The 21,520-nt window shown below is 71.7% G+C and carries 24 protein-coding genes; 14 read left to right on the top strand and 10 right to left on the bottom strand.

What is annotated here, in order from left to right; genetic code table 11:
- Positions 1-2: 2 nt before the first annotated feature.
- Positions 3-890 (bottom strand): LysR family transcriptional regulator, encoded by an 888-nt coding sequence (locus tag OG417_RS08650; protein WP_329252293.1) that lies wholly within the window; start codon positions 888-890, stop codon positions 3-5.
- A gap of 101 nt (positions 891-991) precedes the next feature.
- Here OG417_RS08650 and OG417_RS08655 point away from each other — a divergent pair, with 101 nt between their 5' ends.
- Complete coding sequence (locus OG417_RS08655; RefSeq protein ID WP_329252296.1) at positions 992-1,531, top strand: cysteine dioxygenase family protein; 540 nt, start codon at positions 992-994, stop codon at positions 1,529-1,531.
- Here OG417_RS08655 and menC read toward each other — a convergent pair.
- From menC to OG417_RS08675, 4 genes are all read right to left on the bottom strand, one after another.
- On the bottom strand, positions 1,528-2,631 hold the full coding sequence (menC, locus tag OG417_RS08660) for an o-succinylbenzoate synthase (RefSeq protein ID WP_329252299.1): 1,104 nt from the start codon (positions 2,629-2,631) through the stop codon (positions 1,528-1,530). The two genes, OG417_RS08655 and menC, sit on opposite strands and share 4 nt — an antisense overlap.
- Positions 2,628-3,389 carry a GNAT family N-acetyltransferase gene (locus tag OG417_RS08665; RefSeq protein ID WP_329252303.1) on the bottom strand — a complete coding sequence of 254 codons (762 nt, stop codon included), beginning with the start codon at positions 3,387-3,389 and terminating at the stop codon, positions 2,628-2,630. Before OG417_RS08665 ends, menC begins: the two co-directional genes overlap by 4 nt.
- A gap of 43 nt (positions 3,390-3,432) precedes the next feature.
- Complete coding sequence (locus tag OG417_RS08670; protein WP_329252306.1) at positions 3,433-4,473, bottom strand: MCE family protein; 1,041 nt, start codon at positions 4,471-4,473, stop codon at positions 3,433-3,435.
- 198 nt (positions 4,474-4,671) lie between these two features.
- The gene (locus OG417_RS08675; protein WP_329252309.1) at positions 4,672-5,973 is read right to left on the bottom strand and encodes an MFS transporter; all 1,302 of its coding nucleotides are present in this window, start codon (positions 5,971-5,973) and stop codon (positions 4,672-4,674) included.
- A gap of 72 nt (positions 5,974-6,045) precedes the next feature.
- Here OG417_RS08675 and OG417_RS08680 point away from each other — a divergent pair, with 72 nt between their 5' ends.
- A complete protein-coding gene (locus OG417_RS08680; RefSeq protein WP_329252311.1) occupies positions 6,046-6,915 on the top strand; it encodes a LysR family transcriptional regulator in 870 nt (289 codons plus the stop codon).
- Here OG417_RS08680 and OG417_RS08685 read toward each other — a convergent pair.
- Positions 6,905-7,885 carry a phosphotriesterase family protein gene (locus OG417_RS08685; RefSeq protein WP_329252315.1) on the bottom strand — a complete coding sequence of 327 codons (981 nt, stop codon included), beginning with the start codon at positions 7,883-7,885 and terminating at the stop codon, positions 6,905-6,907. The two genes, OG417_RS08680 and OG417_RS08685, sit on opposite strands and share 11 nt — an antisense overlap.
- Positions 7,886-7,894: 9 nt before the next feature.
- Complete coding sequence (locus OG417_RS08690) at positions 7,895-8,689, bottom strand: SDR family oxidoreductase (protein WP_329252318.1); 795 nt, start codon at positions 8,687-8,689, stop codon at positions 7,895-7,897.
- An 82-nt stretch (positions 8,690-8,771) separates the two neighbouring features.
- Between OG417_RS08690 and OG417_RS08695 the strand changes: the two genes are divergently transcribed.
- The 6 genes from OG417_RS08695 (at position 8,772) to OG417_RS08720 (ending at position 13,307) form a co-directional block, all read left to right on the top strand.
- Positions 8,772-9,545, top strand: a complete 774-nt coding sequence (locus OG417_RS08695; protein WP_329252321.1) for an SDR family oxidoreductase — start codon at positions 8,772-8,774, stop codon at positions 9,543-9,545.
- An 11-nt stretch (positions 9,546-9,556) separates the two neighbouring features.
- Positions 9,557-10,507: an LLM class F420-dependent oxidoreductase gene (locus tag OG417_RS08700; RefSeq protein WP_329252324.1), complete on the top strand. Its 951-nt coding sequence runs from the start codon at positions 9,557-9,559 to the stop codon at positions 10,505-10,507.
- Positions 10,508-10,627: 120 nt separating this feature from the next.
- Positions 10,628-10,921 (top strand): iron-sulfur cluster biosynthesis family protein, encoded by a 294-nt coding sequence (locus OG417_RS08705; protein WP_329262195.1) that lies wholly within the window; start codon positions 10,628-10,630, stop codon positions 10,919-10,921.
- 159 nt (positions 10,922-11,080) lie between these two features.
- Positions 11,081-11,359 carry an Lrp/AsnC ligand binding domain-containing protein gene (locus OG417_RS08710; protein WP_329252327.1) on the top strand — a complete coding sequence of 93 codons (279 nt, stop codon included), beginning with the start codon at positions 11,081-11,083 and terminating at the stop codon, positions 11,357-11,359.
- Positions 11,356-12,615, top strand: coding sequence for a diaminopimelate decarboxylase (gene lysA / locus OG417_RS08715; RefSeq protein WP_329252330.1), 1,260 nt, complete (start codon positions 11,356-11,358; stop codon positions 12,613-12,615). The genes OG417_RS08710 and lysA overlap by 4 nt, the downstream gene beginning before the upstream one ends.
- 56 nt (positions 12,616-12,671) lie before the next feature.
- Positions 12,672-13,307 (top strand): MBL fold metallo-hydrolase, encoded by a 636-nt coding sequence (locus tag OG417_RS08720; protein ID WP_329252333.1) that lies wholly within the window; start codon positions 12,672-12,674, stop codon positions 13,305-13,307.
- Positions 13,308-13,317: 10 nt separating this feature from the next.
- On the opposite strand, the gene OG417_RS08725 is transcribed toward OG417_RS08720, so the two are convergent.
- From OG417_RS08725 to OG417_RS08735, 3 genes are all read right to left on the bottom strand, one after another.
- Complete coding sequence (locus OG417_RS08725) at positions 13,318-13,734, bottom strand: ribosomal maturation YjgA family protein (RefSeq protein WP_329252337.1); 417 nt, start codon at positions 13,732-13,734, stop codon at positions 13,318-13,320.
- 69 nt (positions 13,735-13,803) lie between these two features.
- A complete protein-coding gene (locus OG417_RS08730; protein WP_329252340.1) occupies positions 13,804-14,139 on the bottom strand; it encodes an L-rhamnose mutarotase in 336 nt (111 codons plus the stop codon).
- Complete coding sequence (locus OG417_RS08735; protein WP_329252342.1) at positions 14,136-14,855, bottom strand: FadR/GntR family transcriptional regulator; 720 nt, start codon at positions 14,853-14,855, stop codon at positions 14,136-14,138. The genes OG417_RS08730 and OG417_RS08735 overlap by 4 nt, the downstream gene beginning before the upstream one ends.
- A gap of 202 nt (positions 14,856-15,057) precedes the next feature.
- Here OG417_RS08735 and OG417_RS08740 point away from each other — a divergent pair, with 202 nt between their 5' ends.
- From OG417_RS08740 to OG417_RS08765, 6 genes are read left to right on the top strand one after another with little or no spacing between them, the layout of a single operon-like run.
- Positions 15,058-15,897, top strand: a complete 840-nt coding sequence (locus OG417_RS08740; RefSeq protein ID WP_329252344.1) for a fumarylacetoacetate hydrolase family protein — start codon at positions 15,058-15,060, stop codon at positions 15,895-15,897.
- On the top strand, positions 15,894-17,177 hold the full coding sequence (locus OG417_RS08745; protein WP_329252347.1) for an enolase C-terminal domain-like protein: 1,284 nt from the start codon (positions 15,894-15,896) through the stop codon (positions 17,175-17,177). Before OG417_RS08740 ends, OG417_RS08745 begins: the two co-directional genes overlap by 4 nt.
- 19 nt (positions 17,178-17,196) lie before the next feature.
- Complete coding sequence (locus OG417_RS08750) at positions 17,197-17,928, top strand: SDR family NAD(P)-dependent oxidoreductase (protein ID WP_329252350.1); 732 nt, start codon at positions 17,197-17,199, stop codon at positions 17,926-17,928.
- A 10-nt stretch (positions 17,929-17,938) separates the two neighbouring features.
- Positions 17,939-18,988 (top strand): sugar ABC transporter substrate-binding protein, encoded by a 1,050-nt coding sequence (locus OG417_RS08755; protein ID WP_329252353.1) that lies wholly within the window; start codon positions 17,939-17,941, stop codon positions 18,986-18,988.
- Positions 18,985-20,520, top strand: coding sequence for a sugar ABC transporter ATP-binding protein (locus tag OG417_RS08760; RefSeq protein ID WP_329252354.1), 1,536 nt, complete (start codon positions 18,985-18,987; stop codon positions 20,518-20,520). Before OG417_RS08755 ends, OG417_RS08760 begins: the two co-directional genes overlap by 4 nt.
- Positions 20,507-21,520, top strand: a complete 1,014-nt coding sequence (locus OG417_RS08765; RefSeq protein ID WP_329252357.1) for an ABC transporter permease — start codon at positions 20,507-20,509, stop codon at positions 21,518-21,520. Before OG417_RS08760 ends, OG417_RS08765 begins: the two co-directional genes overlap by 14 nt.

Raw genomic sequence — 21,520 nt, forward strand, 5'->3', positions numbered from 1 at the left:
GGTCAGACGGAGTGGAACTCGCCGGTCGTCGCGCCCGCCTCGGCCAACGCGTCGAGCAGGGCGGCGGTGGCCGGGGGCTCGGGCGGCTCGCCGTATGTCGCGGCCAGCACGTGGCGGGTCGCGTCGGGCAGCACGGCCGTGTGCACCGCCTCGTTGCGGGCGGCCAGCAGCGGCAGGCCCGGCAGGGCCGTCACGCCCAGGCCCGCGGCGACCATCGCCTGGACGGCCACGAAGTCGTCCGTCGTGAACGACACCCGTGGGGTGAAGCCCGCCCGCGCGCACATGGCGAGCAGGTGTGTGCGGCAGCGGTCGCAGCCGGCGATCCACTCCGCGTCCGCGTGGGCCGTCAGGTCGGGGGTGGTCTCCTCCGCCGTGACCAGGTAGCTCGGCTCGTCCAGCAGCCGGCGGGCCGTGATGCCGTCGTCCTCGTTCTCCCGGTCGTAGCGGAAGATCACGGCGACGTCGACGTAGCCGGCGCGCAGCATGCGGATCGCCTCCGGCGGCTCGGCCTCGCTCAGGCTCACCCGCAGGCCGGGATGGCGGTCGGCCAGCAGCGCCGCCGCCCGCGGCACGAACGTGCCCAGCGCCGACGGGAACGCGGCCAGCCGTACCCGGCCCTGGCTCAGGCCCACGTGCGCGGAGAGCTCGGCCTCGGCGGCGTCCAGGCGGCCCAGGATCTCGGCGCCGCGCTCGGCGAGGGTGCGGCCGGCCTCGGTCAGCCGGATGCCGCGCCCGACGCGGCGTACGAGCTGGGCGCCGGTCTCGGCCTCCAGCCGGGCGAGATGGTGGCTGATCGACGGCTGGGAGTAGTGCAGCTGCTTCGCCGCAGCCGTCACCGACCCCGTACGGGCGATCGCCACGAGCACGCGCAGTCGAGAAACTTCCAGCACAGAGCCAACATATCAACCAGATCTATCGTTCTGCGTCGATGTTGGCATTAGACCGATGATTGGCCCGGGAGGGACTATGGAGCGAGAAGGAGGTGGCCGAAATGGCAACACTGGTGCGCGGAGACGTACGGCCCGGACTGCAGGACCTCGTGACGGGCGTGCGCGGCGCCGTGGACCGGCACGTCGGCTGGCGGGAGACCGCGCTGCTCGTCGCCGGCGAACTGCGTCGGCACCTGCCCACCCCCGACGTGATGACCGCGGAGGAGCGGCTCGGCGACCCCGACCACTACCAGTGTCACACCCTGTACGCCGCGCCCGACGGCGCGTTCTCCATCGTCGGCCTCGTGTGGCGCCCCGGCCAGATCACGCCGATCCACGACCACGTGACCTGGTGCGTCTTCGGCGTCCTTCAAGGCGTCGAGCACGAGGAACTGTTCGTCCACGAGGGCGACCACCTGCTCAGCGCGGGCGTGAACGACAACATGCCGGGAGACGTCAGCGGCTTCGCCCCGCCCGGCGACATCCACCGGGTGCGCAACTCCGGCGACATCACCGCGCTCTCGATCCACATCTACGGCACCGACATCTCCCGCATCGACTCCAGCGTCCGCCGCGTCTACGAGCTCCCCGTACGCGGCTAAGCCCCGAGCCGTACGAACCGCTTGGACTCGGTCAGCTCGTCCAGGTAGTCCATGATCGGCTCCACCCCGAGCCCGGGGCCGGAGGGCACGGTCATCAGGCCGTCCACCAGCCGGAACGGCTCGGTGATGTCACGCGTGTAGTAGCGCTCGGACGCGGAGACGTCGCCCGGCAGGGTGCATCCGGGCATCGCGGCGAACGCCAGGTTCGCCGCGCGGCCGAGGCCGGTCTCCAGCATGCCGCCGCACCAGACGGGCACCCCGTGCGCGACGGAGACGTCGTGGATCCGGCGCGCCTCCAGGTAGCCGCCGACCCGGCCGGCCTTGACGTTGATGATCGAGCACGCGCCGAGCGACAGCGCGTCCGCGGCGGCACGCGCCGACACGATCGACTCGTCCAGGCAGATCGGCGTGGTCAGGGTGGCGGCGAGCTTCGCGTGTCCGAGCAGGTCGTCCTCGGGCAGCGGCTGCTCGATGAGCAGCAGCCCGAACGGCTCCAGCTCCGCGAGGTGCCGCGCGTCGGCCCGCGTGTACGCGGTGTTCGCGTCGACCTGGAGCAGGATGTCGCCGAAGCGCTCGCGTACCGCGCGTACCGGCTCGACGTCCCAGCCCGGCTGGATCTTGAGCTTGATCCGCGCGTACCCCTCGGCCAGGTAACGCTCGACGTGGTCCAGCAGCTCGGGGATCGAGTCCATGATCCCGACCGACACGCCGGCGGGCACCCGGGCCACCGTGCCGCCGAGGTAGGCCGCGTACGACATGCCGGCGGCGCGCAGCTCCGCGTCCAGCACCGCCATCTCGACCGCGGCCTTGGCCATCTCGTGCCCCTTGACCGGCGCGAACGCCGGGCCGAGCGCCCCCGCGGTGACGTCCGCGGGCAGCCGGGGCACCAGGAAGTCGCGGATGACCTGCTCGGCGCCGTCGACGTACTCGGGGGAGTACAGCGGCTCGGTGATGGCCACGCACTCGCCCCAGCCCTCGGTCTCCGTGCCGACGACACGTACCAGCAGTATCTCCCGCTCGGTCTCGGTCGCGAAGGACGTGCGGAACGGCGACACCAGCGGGAGACGGATCCGCCGCAGCTCGACGCCGGAAAGCTTCATCGGGAGACCTCCAGGAGGTAGTGGCCGGACCGGTTGAACCCGATCACGTGGTACCCGGCGTCCAGCGCGCCGGCGAGCGCCGTCCGCTGGGCCCGCCGCCAGGCGAGGGCGAGCGGCGGGTCATCGGCGCGCAGCGCGGCGACGTCCGCGGGTGTGCCGACCGCGATCCGGGTGGCGCCGGCCGATGAGCGTTCGACCGGGCGGCCGACCGCGTCGTCGGTGAGCACCGTGACCCCGGCGGGCGGGGGCTCGGCCGGCGGATCGCCCTTCATGGCCGAGGCCACCTCCGGAGCGTCGAGGTGCCAGAAGAGCAGCAGGCGGTCGCTCGGATCGCCCGCGTTCAGCTCGTCCGGCATCTCGCCGTAGAAGTCCGGCAGGTACTCGGTCGGCCGTGCCGCCAGTTTCGCCAGGTTGAAGTACGCGTTGCGCCGGACCAGCGGGTCGAACGTCCAGGTGATCGTCCGTATCCCGTGGGCGAGCGCCCATTCGCGCTGGTGCCGTTTGATCGCGAAGCCGGCGCCCCGGCCGCGGGAGGCGACGCCGGTGATGTGCGAGTGCAGGCTCCCGTCGGCGGCCGGGAAGGCCGCGCAGGCCCCCACCATCGCGCCGCCCTCGAAGACGCCCGAGATATAGCCGCCCAGGTGCTGGAGGACGCGCATCATCTCGTACGGCATCGGGTCGGTGGGCCGCCAGATCCCGGCGAGCACCTCCGAGGCCGTGCGCAGGTCATCGGGCGTGGTCAGCTCGCGTACGTCCATAACCCGATCGTGCCGCGTCATCGGATCGAGCGCACGACCGGGCTCACTTGACGATGGGCAGCGGGTTCCCGTTCGACGGCGTGGACGGGCTCGGAGTGGCCGCGGACTTGCTCTTTCCGCCCGACGCGCCGGGGAGCTTCACCGACGCCGGCAGCGGGATGAGGTTCTGCAGGTAGACGTCGAACCAGCGGCCGGTGCCGGTGAAGTCGGCCACCTCGCCCATGAACGGCCCCATCGCCTGGAAGGACTTGTCGAGGTTCTCCTGGTTGCGGGTCAGGATGTTCACCGTGCGGTGGAGGTTCTTGAGCGCGGGGCCGAGCGTGGCCTGGTTCTCCTGGATCGTCCCGGTGATCTGCTGGGACAGCGTCACCGTGCCGGTCAGGAGCTGGCTGATCACCTGCCGGCGCGCGTTGATCTCCTGGAGCAGCAGCCCGCCGTCGCTGACGAGCGTGGCCAGGTCGCCGCTGCGGTCGGCGAGCAGCTTGGTCACGTTGTTGGTGTGCTGGAGCAGCTCGGACAGCTCGTCGTCGCGCGAGGCGACCGCACGTGAGATCTTCTGCAGCCCGGCCAGGGTGCCGCGGACGTTCTCCGAGGACCCCTGCATCGTCTGCGACAGCGTGTCGAACGACTGGGCCAGCTGCTTGGTGTCGATCTTGCCGAGCTGCGCGCTGGCGTCCTGGAGCGCGGGCACCACGTCGTACGGCGCGGTGGTGCGCGACACCGGGATCTCCCGGTGCGGCGACTGGTGTCCGGGCCCCTTCGGCTCCAGCGCCAGGTAGTGCGAGCCGAGCAGGGTCTTGATCTTGATCTGCGCGCGGGTGTCGGTGCCGAACGGCCGGCCGCTGGTGAACTTCACCTTCACGTGGTCGCCTTCGAGGTCGACGCTCTCGACCTTGCCGACCTTGACACCCGCGATGCGCACCTCTTCGCCCGACTTGAGCCCGGCGGCCTCGCTGAAGGCGGCGGAGTAGGTGGTGCCCCCGGAGAAGTGCTGGAGGTTGAAGGCGAGCGCCGCGACGACGCCGACGGTCGCCAGTCCGGCGATTCCCATCGGCAGCGGGTTACGTTCACGGAAGGGACGCATGCGGGGGCACCTCGCGTCGATTCTCAGAGCCTGCGACGCGGCGGGGACCTGCCCGGTCACGTGAGGCCTTCACGCCCCGTCGCGGTCACCATCGCGTCCGTGAACCCTACTGACGCGTATTTTCCCACGACAAGGACGAGAGCCGGGAAAAATGCGGAAGAAAGCTACGGCATCGCGTTCTCCCAGGTCAGCAACGCCTTACTGACGTGGGGGAGTGATGGACATCACGCCCGTCCGGTCCGCGGCGGCGGTCGTGGCGACCGGCCCTCGTGCACGGTCCCCACCGGCGGAAACGCGCACTCCCAGCGCCGCGACGAGGGCGACCGCGAGCAGCGCCACGCCGTACACGACGGTCGCCGACCAGTGCCCGTGCTCGTACGCCAGGCCGCCGGCCGACCCGCCGACACTGCTGCCGAGGTAGTAGGCGAACAGGTAGAGGGCGGACGCGTGGGCCTTCGCGGTGGTCGCGCGGCGCCCCACCCAGCCGCTGGCGACCGTGTGCGCGGCGAAGAAGCCGGTGGTCATGACCAGGAGGCCGGCACCCACCGCCGGCAGCGAGTCCGGCAGGGTCAGCAGCAGGCCGCAGGCGGCGAGCGCGCACGCGCCCAGCAGCACCCGCCGCCGTCCGATCCGGTCCGCGAGCGATCCCGCGACGGGGGAGCTGAAGGTGCCCGCGAGGTACATGAGGAACACCAGCGCGACGACCGACTCCGGCAGGCCGAACGGGGCGGCGATCAGGCGGTACCCCAGGTAGTTGTAGACCGTGACGAACATGGCCATCAGGACGAGCCCCACCACGTACAGGCGGCGCATGCCGGGGTCGGCCAGGTGGCGCGCCGGCCCGCCGAGGCCCGGCCGCGACGGCGTGAAGAAGCGCGAGCGCGGCAGCAGGGCCCAGAACGCCGCGGTGAGCAGTGTGACGGCGAGCGCGGTCGCGGCCAGGCCCCAGCGCCAGCCGGCCAGATCGGTGACGAAGCCGGGCAGCAGCCGCCCGGCCAGCCCGCCGACCGTGTTGCCGGCGATGTAGCGGCCCATCGCGCCGCCGAGCGCCTCCGGATGGACCTCGTCCGCCAGGTACGCCATGGCGACCGCGGGGACGCCCGCGAGCGCGACGCCCTGCACGGCGCGCACCGCGGCCAGCGCCGGGAACGACGGGCACAGCGGGATCAGCAGGCCGAGCGGCGCCGCGATCGCCGAGGAGACCAGCATGACGCGGGTCCGGCCGAATCGCTCCGACAGCGCGCTGACCGGGATCACCGCCAGGGCGAGCGTGCCGGTGGTGAGCGAGACGAGCAGGCTGGAGGTGGTCGGGGAGACGCGGAAGGACGCGGAGAGGGCCGGCAGCAGCGCCTGGGTGCAGTAGAGCGACATGAACGTCGTCAGCCCGGCGACGAAGAGCGCCAGGTTGACGCGGCGCAGCGCGGGGGAGCCGCGGCGGTGCCGCTCGCGAGGATCTTCGAGGTCGCGACGGGACGAGCCGGGGACGGGAGACGAGCGCACGTCTTCCACAGTGCGTGACGCAAGGTTGATGCGTCCAATGAAATTTTTATCGGAAAGCTATGCTTGGCACGCATGGATCTGGTGACGGTTCGCTGGTTCCTCGCCGTGGCGGAGATCGGCAACGTCACGCGGGCGGCCGAGGAGCTGCGCGTCTCCCAGCCGGGCCTGTCCCGCGCGATTGCCCGGCTCGAACGCGAGCTGCACGCCCCGCTGTTCGACCGGGAGGGCCGTACGCTCCGGCTCAACGCGTACGGCGAGATCTTCCGCGCGCACGCCGAGCGGCTGGTCGACACCGAGAAGGCGGCCCGGCGGGCGCTCGCCCAGGCCGCCGACCCCGAGCATGGCGAGGTCGGCCTCGCGTTCCTGCACACGCAGGGCACCGCGCTCGTGCCGGAGCTGCTCCGCGCCTACCGGTCCGCGCACCCGAGGGTGCGCTTCCGGCTGACCCAGGGCAGCGCCGAGCACCTCGAGGCGGAGGTCGTCCACGGCCGCGCGGACATGGCGATCACCAGCCCGCGCCCGGAGGGGCTGGCCTGGCATCCGCTCACCACCGAACGGCTGCGCCTGGCGATGCCCGCCGGCCACCGCCTCGCCGAGGCGCGCCGCGTGAGCCTCGCCGACGTGGCGGACGAGCCGTTCATCGTGATGCGGCGCGGGTACGGCCTGCGCTCCATCGCCGATGCGCTGTTCCGCGAGGCCGGGATCCGGCCGGAGATCGCCTTCGAGGGCGAGGAGGCCACGACCCTGCGCGGCCTGGTCGCGGCGGGCCTGGGCGTCGCGCTGGTCCCGCCCGGCGACCCGGTGACGGGGGTGGCGGAGCGCGAGATCCCGGGCGCGCGGCGGACGATCGGCCTGGTCTGGGTGGAGGGGCGTACCCGCCCGCCGGTGGTGGAGGACTTCCGCCGCTTCGTGCTCGAACGCGCGGCTTCGCCTACCGGGTGAAGTAGCGGCGAGGGTTGTCCACCAGCATCGTGGCGATGTCCTTCTCGCTCACCCCGGCCTCGCGCAGGGCCGGCAGGACGTCGTTGTGAATGTGCTCGTAGTGCCAGTTCGGCATCAGCTGGTCCCGAATCCCGGTGAAGTCGTCGCCGAACCAGTCGATCCAGCACATCGCGTCGTGGCTCAGCACCATCCGCTCGGCGTAGCCGCGCTCGCACAGGGCCACGATCGTCTCGACGCGTTCGGGGGTCGTGCGGAACGCGTCGAGGCCGAACCGGTCCATGCCGAGCAGCGCGCCCGTGTCGGCCAGCCACGTCAGGTAGTCCAGGTCGCCCGAGTCGCCGCTGTGCCCGATGACCACCTTGGTCAGGTCGGCGTGCTCGGCGCGGAGCAGGTCCACGACCCAGCGGCCGGTCTGCCGGTGGGCGTTGGTGTGCACGGTGATCGGCGCGCCGGTCTCGCGGTGGGCGTAGGCCACGGCGCGGCAGACGCGTTCGACGCCGGGGGTCGGGTCGGGGTGCTCGACGGCGCACTTGAGGAACGCCGCCTTGACCCCGGTGTCGGCGATCCCCTCGGCGATGTCGCGGACGAACTCCCGGGCGAGCGGGTCCGGGGTCGCGTCGAAGATCAGCCCGGGCCCGCGGTTCATGAACTGGATCGGCGCGTCGGTGTAGTGGTAGTAGCCGGTCGCGACGATGATGTTCAGCTCCGGGACCTGCTCGTTGATCCGCTGGATGCGCGGGATGTAGCGGCCTCCGCCCCACACCGTCGGGTCCACGAACGTACGGACGCCGCGGGCCGCCACCGACCGCAGGCGCTCGATCGCGTCCGCGACCCGTTCCTCCTCGTCCCACCAGCCGGCGCCGTAGTTCTGCAGGTACTCCGTGCCGACGAAGAACACGTGCTCGTGCATGAGCGTCGGCCCGAGCTCGGCGACGTCGACGGCTCCGCGTACGGTCTCGACCGTGGGCATGCCCAGAAACTAACTCCGATTCTGGATCCCGGCCACCATCCGGCGAATACCCGATAGCCACCGATCGTGGTCGGAGGCCTTCCGGCGCACGTACTCGGCCACCTCCGGGTGCGGCAGGATCAGGAACTTCTCCGCCTCCAGTCCGGCGATCACCGTGTCGGCCACCTCCTCGGGCTCCAGCACCTTGCCCGCCGCGGCGACCGCCTTGGCCGCGAGGTGCCCGTCGAGGCCGCCGGTGAGCAGCGGCGTCCGGACCCCCTGCGGGCAGAGCGCGCTCACCCGGATGCCCCGGTCGCCGTACGTCAGCGAGAGCCACTCGGCGAACGCCACGGCGGCGTGCTTGGTCACCGCGTACGGCGCGTCGCCCGGCTGGCTCAGCAGGCCCGCCGCCGAACACGTGTGCAGCAGGTACCCTTCGCCGCGTTCGAGCATCGAGGGCAGCACGGCGCGTGCGGCGTACACGTGGGCCTGGACGTTGACCGCCCACGCGGCCGCCCACTGCTCGGCCGTGGCCTCCAGCCCGGCCCCGGTGCCGATGCCCGCGTTGGAGCACATGAGGTCGACGGGGCCCAGTTCGCCGGTGGCGGCCTCGACCATGGAACGCACCTGGGACTCCTCGCCCACGTCGGTGCGGCGTACGACCGTACGGCACTCCAGCCCGGCGGCGACTCGGGCGGCGGCGTCCTCGTCGAGGTCGGCGAGGCAGATCCCGGCGGCGCCCTCGGCGGCGAACCTCCGGGCCAGCGCGGCGCCGATCCCGCTCGCGGCGCCAGTGATCACGATGTTCTTCCCAGTCACCCGCATGGCAGGAACGTAACATTTGTCACTAGGCTGAACCTGATTCGGGTATCAGCATGAGAAGCCTGGAGCGAGAGGCGAGAGCAGCATGGGACTCGAGACCGGCCTGGCGGGCAGAACCGCGCTGATCACCGGCGCGTCACGCGGCATCGGCAAGGCGACCGCGGTGGCGCTCGCCGCGCAGGGGTGCAACGTGGTGCTGTCCTCGCGCAAACAGGACGCGCTGGAGGAGGTCGCGGCGGAGATCCGGGCCGCGCATCCGGGCGCCGGGGTGCTCCCCAAGGCCGCCCACGTCGGCGACGAGGACGCCGCGCGGGCCTGTGTGGGGGCCGCCGTCGAGGAGTTCGGCGGCGTGGACATCCTGGTCAACAACGCGGGCACGAGTCCGTACTACGGCCCCATGGTCGACCTGGACGCCTCGCGCGCGGCCAAGACCGTGGAGGTCAACCAGTTCGCCATCGTCCTGTGGACCCAGCTCGTGTGGAAGCTGTCGATGGCCGACCGCGGCGGGGCGATCGTCAACGTCGCCTCGGTCGGCGGCATGGTGACCGAGCACGGCATCGGGTACTACAACGCGACGAAGGCCGCCGTCATCCACCTCACCCGGCAGTTCGCCATGGAGCTGGCGCCGAAGGTGCGCGTCAACGGGATCGCCCCCGGCCTGGTGCGGACCCACCTGGCCAAGGCGCTGTGGGAGGAGAACGAGGCGGCGATCAACAAGTTCATGCCGCTCGGCCGGATCGGCGAGCCCGAGGACATCGCCAAGGCCATCGTGTTCCTGGCCGGCGACGCGTCGAGCTGGATGACCGGCCAGACCATCGTCGTCGACGGCGGCGGCACGATCCGCCCCGTGATCGCCTGAGGAGGCCCCGCATGTCGCGATGGGGACTGACGATCCCGCTCACCGGCGTGCCGCTCGCGCGGCACCAGAAGATCGTCTCCGAGCTGGAGGACCTCGGTTACACCGACGCGTGGTCGGCGGAGACCAACGGCACCGACGCGTTCACGCCGCTGGCCCTGGCCTCGCAGTGGGCGCCCGGCCTCCGGCTGGGACCCGCCATCGTTCCGGTCTACACCCGCGGTCCCGGCCTGCTCGCCCAGCAGGCGGCGACGCTCGCGGGCCTCGCGCCGGGCCGGTTCGTGCTCGGCATCGGGACGTCCTCGCCGGCGATCGTGCAGCGGTGGAACGGCATCCCGTTCACCGAGCCGTACCAGCGGGTGCGCGACACCCTCCGGTTCCTGCGCCGCGCGCTGGCCGGGGAGAAGGTCACCGACGAGGCCCTGAACGTCAAGGGCTTCAAGCTGGACAACGTCCCGGAGACCCCGCCGAAGATCGCACTCGCCGCCCTGCGGCCCGGCATGCTGCGCCTCGCCGCCCGCGAGGCGGACGCCGCGATCACCAACTGGCTGTCGCCCGCGGACGTACGCCAGGTGCGCTCCGAGGTGGGCGGGGACAAGGAACTGCTCGCGCGGATCTTCGTCTGCCCGACCACGAACGCCGACGAGGCGCGCGCCCTCGGCCGCTGGATGATCGCCGCGTACCTGACCGTGCCCGCGTACGCGGCCTTCCACGAGTGGCTCGGCCGCGGCGAGCGGCTCGCCGCGATGAACAAGGCCTGGGCGGAGGGCGACCGCAAGGGGGCCCTGGCGGCCGTTCCCGACGACGTCGTGGACGAGCTGATCGTGCACGGCTCGCCGGAGGCCTGCCGGGAACGCGTCCGGGAGTACGCCGAGGCCGGGCTGGACACCCCGATCCTCGCCGTCCTGCCCGCCGAGGGCGTCGACCTGCCGGAGGCGGTGCGCGCGCTCGCGCCGCGAACGTGAAGCGTTACACCGGTTACGTGGCGAATCCCGACGTTTGCGGGTCGTGATGCGGGGCATGGCAGGCGCAAGCACGGCCCCGGTCGTGTGACTCACGAACCCGACCAGAAGGAGCTGTTGACTGTGCTCACGCTGACCGACTCGGCGGTTCAGGTGATCCGTACCGTCACAAGCCAACCCGAGCTCTCTCCGCAGACCGGGCTGCGGATCGCGACGCAGTCCGAGCCCGAGCAGGCGGGCACACTGGCCCTGGCGGTGGCCGAGGGCCCCCAGGCGGGCGACGAGGTCGTCGAGGAACAGGGGGCGCGTGTCTACCTCGAACCGGACGCCGCGTCGATCCTCGACGAGATGACACTCGACGCGAGCGTCGACGAACAGGGAGATGTGACGTTCCGCCTCGCCGACAAGTCCGTCTGACCGAACGGAGCCGATCGCCCCGGACCGCCTGGTCCGGGGCGATCGGCGTTCCGGGTGGTGTTCGGGGGCCGTTAGGAACGCGTCAATGACGCGCCCGCGGGCGTGAGGGATCCGTACGTACCCGCCCGACCTGCCGTTTTCATCCCTAACGTCGGTCGCATGGATGTCATGGGACACCCGCCGGCGCCGAGCGCACTGGTGGCGCTGGTCCGCGTACGGCTGGTCGGCGGCGCCGAGCATGAGGTCTTCGAGAGGCACCTGCGCGCCGAACCCGCCGTCATGGACGCCTGGCGTCTCGCCGGCGACTGCGACTACGAGGTACGCCTCACCTGCCCGGCCCTCGCCGACCTCGACAGCGCCGTGAACGAGCTGCGCAACGCCGGCGGTCACACCTCCACCACCCTGGTCCTGCACCGCGTGACGCTGGGCGACCGATGAACATCTGGCCCCTCACCGCCGACCCCGCGCGCTCCGTGGGCGGCGTGCCCCTCACCGAGATCGCCGAGCGCTTCGGCACCCCCGTCTACGTCCTCGACGAGGAGCACGTACGGCACCGGTGCCGTGAGTACCGCAAGGCCCTCCACCCGCACCGCGTCGCGTACGCGGGCAAGGCGTTCCTCTGCCGGGCCATGGCCCGCTGGGTGGACGAGGAGGGCCTGTGGCTCGACGTGTGCTCCGCCGGCGAACTCGCCCTGGCCCGGTCGGTCGGTTTCCCGGCCGAGCGGATCCTGCTGCACGGCAACGGCAAGACGCCGGAGGACCTGGCCGCCGCGCTGGAGTACGGCGTGGGGCGGATCGTGGTCGACTCGGCGGGGGAGGTGGCGCGCCTGGCCGCGCTGGCCGGCGACCGCCGTCACCCGCGGAAGGTCCTCGTACGGGTGACACCCGGGGTCGACCCGCACGTCCACCGCGCGATGGCGACCGGCCTCGAGGACCAGAAGTTCGGGCTGTCCCTCGCCTCGGGCGCCGCCGGCGACGTCGTACGCCGCGTGCTCGGCCAGCCCGCGCTCGCGCTCGCCGGCCTGCACTGCCACCTCGGCTCGCAGATCGGCGAGCCGGACGGCTACGCGACGGCGGCGCGGCGGCTCGTCGCCTTCATGGCGGGGTTCGGTGGCCTGCCGGAGCTGAACCTCGGCGGCGGCCACGCGGTGGCGTACCGGCCGGACGAGCACGGCCTCGACGTCCACACCTTCGCCGACCGCGTGGTCGTGGCCGTCGCGCAGGAGTGCGCCGTACGCGGGGTCCCCGAACCGTCGCTGACCGTCGAGCCCGGCCGCGCGATCGTCGCGTCCGCGGGCGTGACGCTCTACCGGGTCGTCGCGGTCAAGCACGGCGCCCGGACGTTCGTCGTGGTCGACGGCGGCATGAGCGACAATCCCCGGCCCGCCCTGTACGGCAGCCGCTATTCGGTCGCCCGGGTCGGGCCGGGCTCGAGCGCGGGCGAGGCCCCGGCCACGGTCGTCGGGCGGCACTGCGAGGCGGGCGATGTGATCGCCGCGGACGTGCCGCTGCCCGCGGACGTACGGCCGGGCGACCTGCTCGCCGTGCCGTGCACCGGCGCGTACCACCACTCGATGGCCTCCAACTACAACCAGGTCGCCCGGCCGCCGGTCGTCGCCGTACACGGCGGGCGCGCCCGGCCGCTGGTCCGCCGCGAGACCCTGGAAGACCTGATCCGCCGCGACGTCGGCTGAGCCGGGACCAGGACGGCGTGAAAAGATCGTTGGAGCCGAAAGATGGGGTGAGAGGAATGCAGCTGACCAAGCTGGGCCACGCCTGCGTGCGCCTGCGCAAGGACGATCGCACTCTCGTCATCGACCCCGGCGGCCTCACGCCGGAGGACGACGCGATCACAGGCGCCGAGGCCGTGCTCATCACGCACGAGCACTTCGACCACCTGGAGGCCGAGCGCCTGCGCCGGGCCCTGGCCGACGATCCGCGTCTCACCGTCTACACGTGCCGGGCCGTCGCCGGCATCCTCGGCGACGTCGGCGACCGGGTCCGTGCGGTCGGGGAGGGCGACTCGCTCACCATCGCGGGCTTCGAGGTCTCCGTCGTCGGGCAGAAGCACGAGATCGTCCACCCGGACGTGCCGCCGGTGGACAACGTGGGCTTCTTCATCGACGAGGAGGTCTTCCACCCCGGCGACGCGTTCACCGTCGTACGGGCGCCGACGCTGCTGGTCCCCGGCCAGGCGCCGTGGATGAAGGCCCCGGAGATGATCCAGTACCTGCGGGAGGTCGAACCCAGGCGTGCGTACGCGGTGCACGACGGCCTGCTGAACGAGGCCGGCCTGGGCCTGCTGGAGAGCCAGCTCTCCGGCGAGGGCAAGCGACAGGACGCCGACTTCCAACGACTGCGGCCGGGCGAGTCCGTGGAGATCTAGTCCATCGAGACTAGGGCTCAGCGGGTGCCAGGTCTGTTCGGGAACGTGCGCGGGCCCGGAGGAACCAATGCGCGGCGACCAACGGGATGACGCCGACGGGGTACCAGGCGACATCAATGAGGTCGAACTGGGCGCCTAGCAGCTGGCGCGCGAGCCAGCTGCGTTGCGAGAGTGCCGCGGGTATGGGGGTGAGCTGTGCGAACTCGATGAACCAGCAGTATGCGATCGCGGCGCTGCCGGCGGGCAGTGGGGAGATCGGCGGCCAGATGAAGATCACTATCGTGTAGACGATGGCCGCGGAGAAGGCGGCGCCTGAGTACTGTTCGACGGGCCCGTCCATCGCGGCGCGAATCGCGTAGGCCGCGCCTGCGAAGCCGGCCGCCGATATCACCATCAGCAGCCGAGTCCGGAGCACTGCGAGCGACATCGCGCAATCATAAGTGGTAGCGCAGAGGTCGGCCCGTACGCCGGCGCGGCCACCGGCCCGCCCGTCTGGTCAGGCTTCGGGTGGGAGGTGCCAGACCTCGGGGAGGCTCTGGTCCGCGTCGGAGTAGTCGTGGATCACGTCGAGGTAGCCCGCCATCCGCGCCTGCCAGGCGACGTTGACCGGGAGGTTCTCCAGGGCGGCCAGCATGGCCGCGTAGTCGTCGCAGTCGATGACGTGGAACAGGTCCAGGCCGTCGCGCCAGATCGTCCAGTCGTGGGCGCCCGCCGCCCTGATGGCGGCCACGAGTTCCGCCGGCACCGACCGGTGGGCCTCTTCGTACTCCTCCTCACGCCCCGGTGCGAGGCGTGTGTGCAGCGCGATCCGCAACGATCCGTCCTCCTTCACTCGACTCCTGATGGATCCTCGCCGGCCTGGCGGCGGGCCCAGTCCTCGACCGCGCCGATGTGGACGGCCGCCGCGACGCGGGCGCCGTCCGGGTCGCGTTCGGCCAGGGCGCGGTAGATCTGGTCGTGTTCGGTGAACGTTCGCGGGAACACGCCCTCCTCCCGGTACCCCCGCCAGACCCGGGCGCGGAAGGTGCGGCTGTTCAGGCCGCCGAGGATCGCCGCCAGCACCGGGTTCGCCGCGGCCTCGGTGACGATCCGGTGGAACTCCAGGTCGTGTCCCACGATCTCCTCGGCGGTCGTGCCGCGCTCCATCGCGTTCATCTCGGCGCGCAGGCGGGCCAGGCCGGCCTCGTCGATGCGCGCCGCCGCGGCGGCGGCCGCCGCCGGTTCGAGGATCTTCCTGACCTGGACGAGGTGCAGCAGCGTCGAGCCCCGCGAGATCTCCGCCACCACGCCGAAGGTCTCCAGCAGGTCGCCCGGCTCCAGCCGGGTGACGTAGATGCCCGCGCCGTGCCGGGCCTCCAGCACGCCCATGACGGTCAGCGCCCGGATCGCCTCGCGCATCGAGCTGCGCGACAGGCCGAGCTCGGCCGCGAGGTCGCGTTCGGTCGGCAGCCGCTGCCCAGGCTCCAGCTCCCCGGAAGCGATCTTGGCCTTGATCTTCTCGATCGCCCGCTCGGTGACCGTGGTCCTGGCGGCGGTCTCATCCGGCACTCGCTCCTCCCTCCCCGCGCCTGATCAGCGTCTTGAGCAGCATTCTGTACGAGCGTGACAGATCCGACCAATCCGCGCAATGTAACAAATCTGCAACAGGGTATTGCCAGGAGATCGGCGGTTGATGGTGTCATGTCCGTACCAGAGGTCCGATGACTGACTCAGAGGTCGGACCAGTACACGATCCAGGAAGGACGGCTCCGTGAAGCTGCTGCGTGTCGGACCGGAGGGCGCCGAACGGCCCGCGATTCTGGCCGAGGACGGGACGCTCCTCGACCTGTCCGGCGTGACCCGCGACATCGACCCCGCCTTCCTCGCGACCGGTCTGGACGACCTGCGGGCCGCGTACGAGGCGGGTGAGCTGCCCCGGATCCAGAACACCAAGCGGGTCGGCGCGCCCGTGGCGCGGCCCGGCAAGGTCGTCTGCATCGGCCTGAACTACCGCGACCACGCCGAGGAGACCGGGGCCGCGATCCCGGACGAGCCGATCATCTTCATGAAGGCCGTCAACACCGTCGTCGGGCCGACCGACGACGTCCTCATCCCGCGCGGCAGCGAGAAGACCGACTACGAGGTCGAGCTCGCCGTCGTGCTGAAGGGCCGCGCCCGCTACCTGGACTCGCCGGAGGAGGCGCGGGCCCTCATCGCGGGCTACGCGATCGCCAACGACGTCTCCGAGCGTGAGTACCAGCTCGAACGCGGCGGCACCTGGGACAAGGGCAAGTCGTGCGAGACCTTCAACCCGCTCGGGCCCTACCTCGTCACCGCCGACGAGGTCTCCGACCCGCAGAACCTCGGCCTGCGGCTCTGGGTCAACGGCGAGCTGCGCCAGGACGGCAACACCAAGGACATGATCTTCGGGATCGACCACCTGATCTGGTACCTCAGCCAGTTCATGGTGCTGGACCCCGGTGACGTCATCAACACCGGCACCCCGGCCGGGGTCGCGATGGCCCGCCCCGGCACCCCGTACCTCCGCACGGGCGACGTCGTCGAGCTGGAGATCGACGGCCTCGGCCGGCAGCGGCAGAGGCTGGCATGAGGATCACATCGCTCGACGTCCACGACGTCCGGTTCCCGACCTCACGGCGGCTCGACGGCTCGGACGCCATGAACCCCGACCCCGACTACTCGGCCGCGTACGCCGTGCTGCACGCCGACACGGGCGCGGAGGGGCACGGCTTCTGCTTCACCATCGGGCGCGGCACCGAGGTGTGCACCGCGGCCATCGAGGCGTACGCGCCCCTCGTCGTGGGCCGTGAGCTGGACCCGGCCGACCTGGGGGAGTTCGCCCGGCGGCTGACCCACGACTCGCACACGCGCTGGCTCGGCCCGGAGAAGGGCGTCGTGCACATGGCCGCCGCCGCCCTGATCAACGCCGCGTTCGACCTCGCCGGCCGGGTCGCGGGCAAGCCCGTCTGGCGGCTGCTGGCGGACCTGCCGCCCGAGCAGGTCGTCGATCTCGTCGACTGGCGGTACCTCACCGACGCGCTGCGCCCCGCCGAGGCCCTCGACCTGCTCCGGGCTGCCCGGGACGGGCGGGCCGAGCGCGAGGCCGCGCTGCTCGCCACCGGCTACCCCGGGTACGCGACCACGCCCGGCTGGCTCGGCTACACCGACGACAAGCTCGTACGCCTCTCCCGCGAGGCGGTCGCCGACGGCTTCACCCAGATCAAGCTCAAGGTCGGCTCCGACCTGGACGACGACGTACGCCGCATGCGTCTGGCGCGCGAGGCGGTCGGCCCGGACATCCGGATCGCGATCGACGCCAACCAGCGCTGGGACGTCGAGCAGGCCATCACGTGGGTCAACGCGCTCAAGCCGTACGACCCGTGGTGGATCGAGGAGCCGACGAGCCCCGACGACGTCCTCGGCCACGCCGCGGTCCGTGCGGGGGTGCGCCCGGTGCGGGTCGCGACCGGCGAGCACGTCGCCAACCGGGTGATCTTCAAGCAGCTGCTCCAGGCCGACGCGATCGACTTCCTGCAGCTCGACGCGTGCCGGGTCTCCGGCGTCACCGAGAACGTCGCGATCCTGCTGCTCGCCGCCAAGTACGGCGTGCCGGTCTGCCCGCACGCCGGCGGCGTCGGCCTGTGCGAGGTCGTCCAGCACCTGTCCATGTTCGACTACCTCGCGGTCAGCGGCTCCACCCAGGACCGCGTGATCGAGTACGTCGACCACCTGCACGAGCACTTCACCGATCCCGTACGGGTGCGCGACGGCCACTACCTCGCGCCGGACGCCCCGGGGATGTCGGCCGAGATCAAGGCCGAGAGCCGAGCCGAGTACGCCTATCCCGACGGCCCTGTCTGGAGGTCATGACACCGTGGAGTTCACCGGCATGAGAGCGCTGGTCACCGGCGGCGCGTCCGGCATCGGGCTCGCCACCGCGCGGCTGCTCGCCGAACGCGGCGCGTCCGTCGCCTGCCTGGACCTGTCCGGCCCGCCGGAGCCGCTGTACGGGGTCAAGGCGGACGTCCGGGACGACGCGCAGGTCCGTGCGGCGGTCGAGGACGCGGCCGAGCACCTCGGCGGCCTCGACGTCCTGGTCAACAACGCGGGCATCGGCGCGCAGGGCACGGTCGAGGACAACGACGACGACGAGTGGCGGCGCGTCTTCGACGTGAACGTGTTCGGCATGGTGCGGACGAGCCGGGCCGCCCTGCCGTACCTGCGCCGGTCCGAGCACGCCGCGATCGTCAACACCTGCTCGATCGCGGCCACCGCAGGGCTGCCGGCCCGGGCGCTGTACTCGGCGACGAAGGGTGCCGTGCTGTCGCTCACCCGCGCGATGGCGGCGGACCACCTGCGGGAGGGGATCCGTGTCACCTGCGTGAACCCCGGAACCGCGGACACACCGTGGATCGGCCGGCTGCTGGAGGCGGCCGACGACCCCGAAGCGGAACGGGCCGCGTTGGAGGCCCGCCAGCCGACCGGGCGCCTGGTCAGCGCGCAGGAGGTCGCCGCGGCGATCGCCTACCTGGCCAGCCCGCTCGCGTCGGCCACGACAGGAACGGCGCTGGCGGTCGACGGGGGCATGGACGGCCTGCGACTGCGACCAGACAAATCCTGAGGAGATCGCTATGAAGCGAAAGACCCTCGCGGCCGGCGCCTCGCTCGCCGCCGCAGCGCTGCTGGTGTCGGCCTGCAACAACAGCAGCGGCGGTGGTGCGGGAGGGGGCAAGGTCGTCGGAGTCGACTACCCCCGCTCGGACACCGACTTCTGGAATTCATACATCAAGTACGTTCCGCAGTTCGGCAAGCAACTCGGACTGGACCTCAAGACCACCAACTCCGAGAACGACATCGCCAAGCTCACCGCCAACGTCCAGACGCTCATCGGCCAGGGCGTCAAGGGCGTCGTCCTCGCCCCGCAGGACACCGCCGCGGTCGCCCCCACCCTGAGCCAGCTCAAACAGAAGAAGATCCCCGTCGTCAGCGTCGACACCCGCCCCGACAAGGGCGACGTGTACATGGTCGTCCGCGCCGACAACGTGGCGTACGGGCAGAAGGCCTGCAAGTTCCTCGGCGACACGCTGAAGGGCAAGGGCAAGGTCGCCATGTTGGAGGGCGACCTGGCCTCGATCAACGGCCGTGACCGTACCGACGCCTTCAACCAGTGCATGGCGCAGAACTACAAGAACATCAAGGTCATCGGCCTGCCGACCGAGTGGAAGGGTGACGTCGGGGCGAACAAGCTGCAGACCGCCCTCGCCGCCAACCCCGACATCAACGGGATCTACATGCAGGCCGGCGGCGCGTTCCTCGCCCCCACGCTGAACGTGCTCAAGCAGAAGGGCCTGCTGGTCCCGCCGAGTAACCCCAAGCACATCGCGATCATCTCCAACGACGGCATCCCCGAGGAGATGAAGGCGATCGCGGCCGGGCAGATCGACGCGACCGTGTCCCAGCCCGCCGACCTGTACGCCAAGTACGCGCTGTACTACATCAAGGCCGCCATCGCCGGGCAGAAGTTCTCCCCCGGCAAGACCGACCACGGCTCGACCATCGTCGCGCCGCGGCCCGGCGTGCTGGAGGACCAGCTGCCCGCACCGCTGGTCACCAAGGACGGGTCCTACCCGGGCTCGCTGAAGTCGACCGACCCCTCACTCTGGGGCAATCAAATCAAATGACGGCTCCCGAAGGCGCCGCGCCCGGCCGTGCGGAGACGACACGGCCGGTCGCGGCGGCACACGCGATCAGCAAGCGGTTCGGGGTGACCGTCGCGCTGGATGAGGTGTCGCTGGAGGTGACCGGCGGGCAGGTGCACGCGCTCGTCGGCCGCAACGGCGCGGGCAAGTCGACGCTCGTGTCGGTCCTCACCGGCCTGGTGCCGCCGGACTCCGGATCGGTGGAGTTCGGCGGCGAGCCCGCGCCGCCGGTGGCCGACCGCGAAGCGTGGCGCAGCCGCGTCGCCTGCGTCTACCAGCGATCCACCGTCATCCCCTCGTTGTCCGTCGCCGAGAACCTCTATCTGAACCGGCAGGGGGCGGGCCTGATCTCCTGGGGCGGGCTCCGCCGCCGCGCCCGCGAACTCCTCGACGCCTGGGAGGTCGACGTCGACGTACGGGCGCCGGCCGAGCGGCTCAGCGTCGAACAGCGTCAGCTCGTGGAGATCGCACGAGCCCTGTCGCACGGCTCGCGGTTCATCATCCTGGACGAGCCGACCGCGCAGCTCGACGGCAGCGCGATCGAGCGGCTGTTCACCCGCATGCGCTCGCTGCGCGAGGCCGGGGTGACGTTCCTGTTCATCAGCCACCACCTCGACGAGGTGTACGAGGTGTGCGACACCGTCACGGTGATGCGCGACGCGCGGCACATCGTGACCTCGCCCGTGGCCGAGCTGGACAAGCCGGCGCTCGTCGCCGCGATGACCGGGGAGGCGACCGGCCTGATCGAACCGCCCGCCGAACGCCCGGCGCCGCGGGAGGGTGCCACGCCGGCACTGCGGGTCGACGGCCTCGGCCTGCCGGGTGTCTTCCACGACGTGTCGCTGACGGTCGCCGCCGGCGAGGTCGTCGGGCTGGCCGGGTCGGGCGGCTCGGGGAAGATGGCCGTCGGCGAGTCCATCGTCGGCCTGCGCCGCGCCGGTTCCGGCACGGTCGAGATCGGCGGCGTACGGCCCCGGCCGGGCAGCGTGCCCGCCGCGCTGAAGGCCGGCGCCGGGTTCGTCCCGCAGGACCGCCACCGCGAGGGCCTCGTACCGGACCTGTCGATCGCCGAGAACGCCACGCTCACCGTGCCCGAGCGCCTCGGCCGGTTCGGGTTCGTCGGGTCGCGGCGGCGCGACCGCCTCGGCGCCGAGGCGATCGAGCGGCTGACCATCAAGGCGGCCGGCCCCGGGCAGCCCGTCGCCGCGCTGTCCGGCGGAAACCAGCAGAAGGTCGTGATGGCTCGCGCGCTCGCGGGCGACCCGACGGCGCTGGTGCTGCTCCAGCCGACCGCCGGCGTCGACGTACGGGCCAAGGAGACGTTGCTCGCGGCGGCCTCGGCCGCCGCGGCACGCGGCGCCGGCGTGCTCGTCGTCTCCGACGACCTCGATGACCTTCGGCCGTGCGACCGGGTGATCGTCCTGTTCAAGGGCGAGATCGTTACCGAGATGCCCCGGGGCTGGGCCGACCACGAGCTGATCGCCGCAATGGAGGGCATCCGTGACGGAAACTGAGACGGTCGTCGCCGCACCGGCCGGGAACCGGATCGCCGCGCCCCGGCTGGCGCGCCTGCGTGACCTCGCGCTGGTGCCGGCGATCATCGTGATCGCGATCGTCGGCTACTTCGTCAGCCCGGTGTTCCTGCACTGGGACAACCTCGTCAACGTCCTGCAGCAGCAGTCGGAGATCTCGCTGCTGGTGCTGGCCGAGGCGCTCGTGCTGATCTGCGGGCGGATGGACCTGTCGCTGGAGTCGACGTTCGGCCTGGCCCCGGGCATCGCGGCGTGGATGACGCTCGCGCCCGGCGTCGCGCACGGCCTCGGCTGGCTGTCCGGCGCGTGGTCGATCCCGCTGACGCTGGCCGTCGGCGCGGTCATCGGCGCGGTGAACGGCCTGCTGATCGTGCGGTTCCGCCTCAACGGCTTCATCGTCACGCTCGGCATGCTCATCGTGCTGCGAGGCCTGCTCACCGGCATCACCGGCGGCAAGACGTTCTTCAACCTGCCGAGCTCGATGATCTACCTGGGCAACGCCGTGTGGATCGGCCTGCCGGCCTCGGTCTGGATCTGCCTCATCCTGTACGCCGTCGCGATCGTGGTGACCGGCTACACGCGGTTCGGCCGGTCGCTGTACGCCGTCGGCGGCAACGCCGACGCCGCCCGCGCGGCCGGCATCCGCGTGGACCGGGTGCTGTGGTCGACGCTCGTGCTCGGCGGGCTGCTCGCCGCCCTCGGCGGCCTGCTCCTGACCGGCCGTCTCGCGTCGGTGGCCGCCAGCCAGGGCAACGGCGCGATCTTCACGGTGTTCGCGGCGGCGGTCATCGGCGGCGTTTCGCTGAACGGCGGACGCGGCACGGTCTTCGGCGCCTTCACCGGCATCCTGCTGCTCTACATGATCCAGAACGTGCTGACCCTGGCCGGCGTGCCGGCGCAGTGGATCAACGCGCTGAACGGCGCGATCATCCTGATCGCCCTGATCATCAGCCGGATCACCTCGGGACAGGCACAGGACTAG

It is taken from the genome of Actinoallomurus sp. NBC_01490, assembly GCF_036227085.1.
GTDB lineage: Bacteria > Actinomycetota > Actinomycetes > Streptosporangiales > Streptosporangiaceae > Actinoallomurus > Actinoallomurus oryzae.

Excerpts from the sequence above, each read along its gene's own strand:
- OG417_RS08655 (WP_329252296.1), top strand. The coding sequence starts at position 992 with ATGGCAACACTGGTGCGCGGAGACGTACGGCCCGGACTGCAGGACCTC.
- menC (WP_329252299.1), bottom strand. The coding sequence starts at position 2,631 with ATGAAGCTTTCCGGCGTCGAGCTGCGGCGGATCCGTCTCCCGCTGGTG.
- OG417_RS08665 (WP_329252303.1), bottom strand. The coding sequence starts at position 3,389 with ATGGACGTACGCGAGCTGACCACGCCCGATGACCTGCGCACGGCCTCG.
- OG417_RS08670 (WP_329252306.1), bottom strand. The coding sequence starts at position 4,473 with ATGCGTCCCTTCCGTGAACGTAACCCGCTGCCGATGGGAATCGCCGGA.
- OG417_RS08680 (WP_329252311.1), top strand. The coding sequence starts at position 6,046 with ATGGATCTGGTGACGGTTCGCTGGTTCCTCGCCGTGGCGGAGATCGGC.
- OG417_RS08685 (WP_329252315.1), bottom strand. The coding sequence starts at position 7,885 with ATGCCCACGGTCGAGACCGTACGCGGAGCCGTCGACGTCGCCGAGCTC.
- OG417_RS08690 (WP_329252318.1), bottom strand. The coding sequence starts at position 8,689 with ATGCGGGTGACTGGGAAGAACATCGTGATCACTGGCGCCGCGAGCGGG.
- OG417_RS08695 (WP_329252321.1), top strand. The coding sequence starts at position 8,772 with ATGGGACTCGAGACCGGCCTGGCGGGCAGAACCGCGCTGATCACCGGC.
- OG417_RS08700 (WP_329252324.1), top strand. The coding sequence starts at position 9,557 with ATGTCGCGATGGGGACTGACGATCCCGCTCACCGGCGTGCCGCTCGCG.
- OG417_RS08710 (WP_329252327.1), top strand. The coding sequence starts at position 11,081 with ATGGATGTCATGGGACACCCGCCGGCGCCGAGCGCACTGGTGGCGCTG.
- lysA (WP_329252330.1), top strand. The coding sequence starts at position 11,356 with ATGAACATCTGGCCCCTCACCGCCGACCCCGCGCGCTCCGTGGGCGGC.
- OG417_RS08720 (WP_329252333.1), top strand. The coding sequence starts at position 12,672 with ATGCAGCTGACCAAGCTGGGCCACGCCTGCGTGCGCCTGCGCAAGGAC.
- OG417_RS08725 (WP_329252337.1), bottom strand. The coding sequence starts at position 13,734 with ATGTCGCTCGCAGTGCTCCGGACTCGGCTGCTGATGGTGATATCGGCG.
- OG417_RS08745 (WP_329252347.1), top strand. The coding sequence starts at position 15,894 with ATGAGGATCACATCGCTCGACGTCCACGACGTCCGGTTCCCGACCTCA.
- OG417_RS08750 (WP_329252350.1), top strand. The coding sequence starts at position 17,197 with ATGAGAGCGCTGGTCACCGGCGGCGCGTCCGGCATCGGGCTCGCCACC.
- OG417_RS08755 (WP_329252353.1), top strand. The coding sequence starts at position 17,939 with ATGAAGCGAAAGACCCTCGCGGCCGGCGCCTCGCTCGCCGCCGCAGCG.
- OG417_RS08760 (WP_329252354.1), top strand. The coding sequence starts at position 18,985 with ATGACGGCTCCCGAAGGCGCCGCGCCCGGCCGTGCGGAGACGACACGG.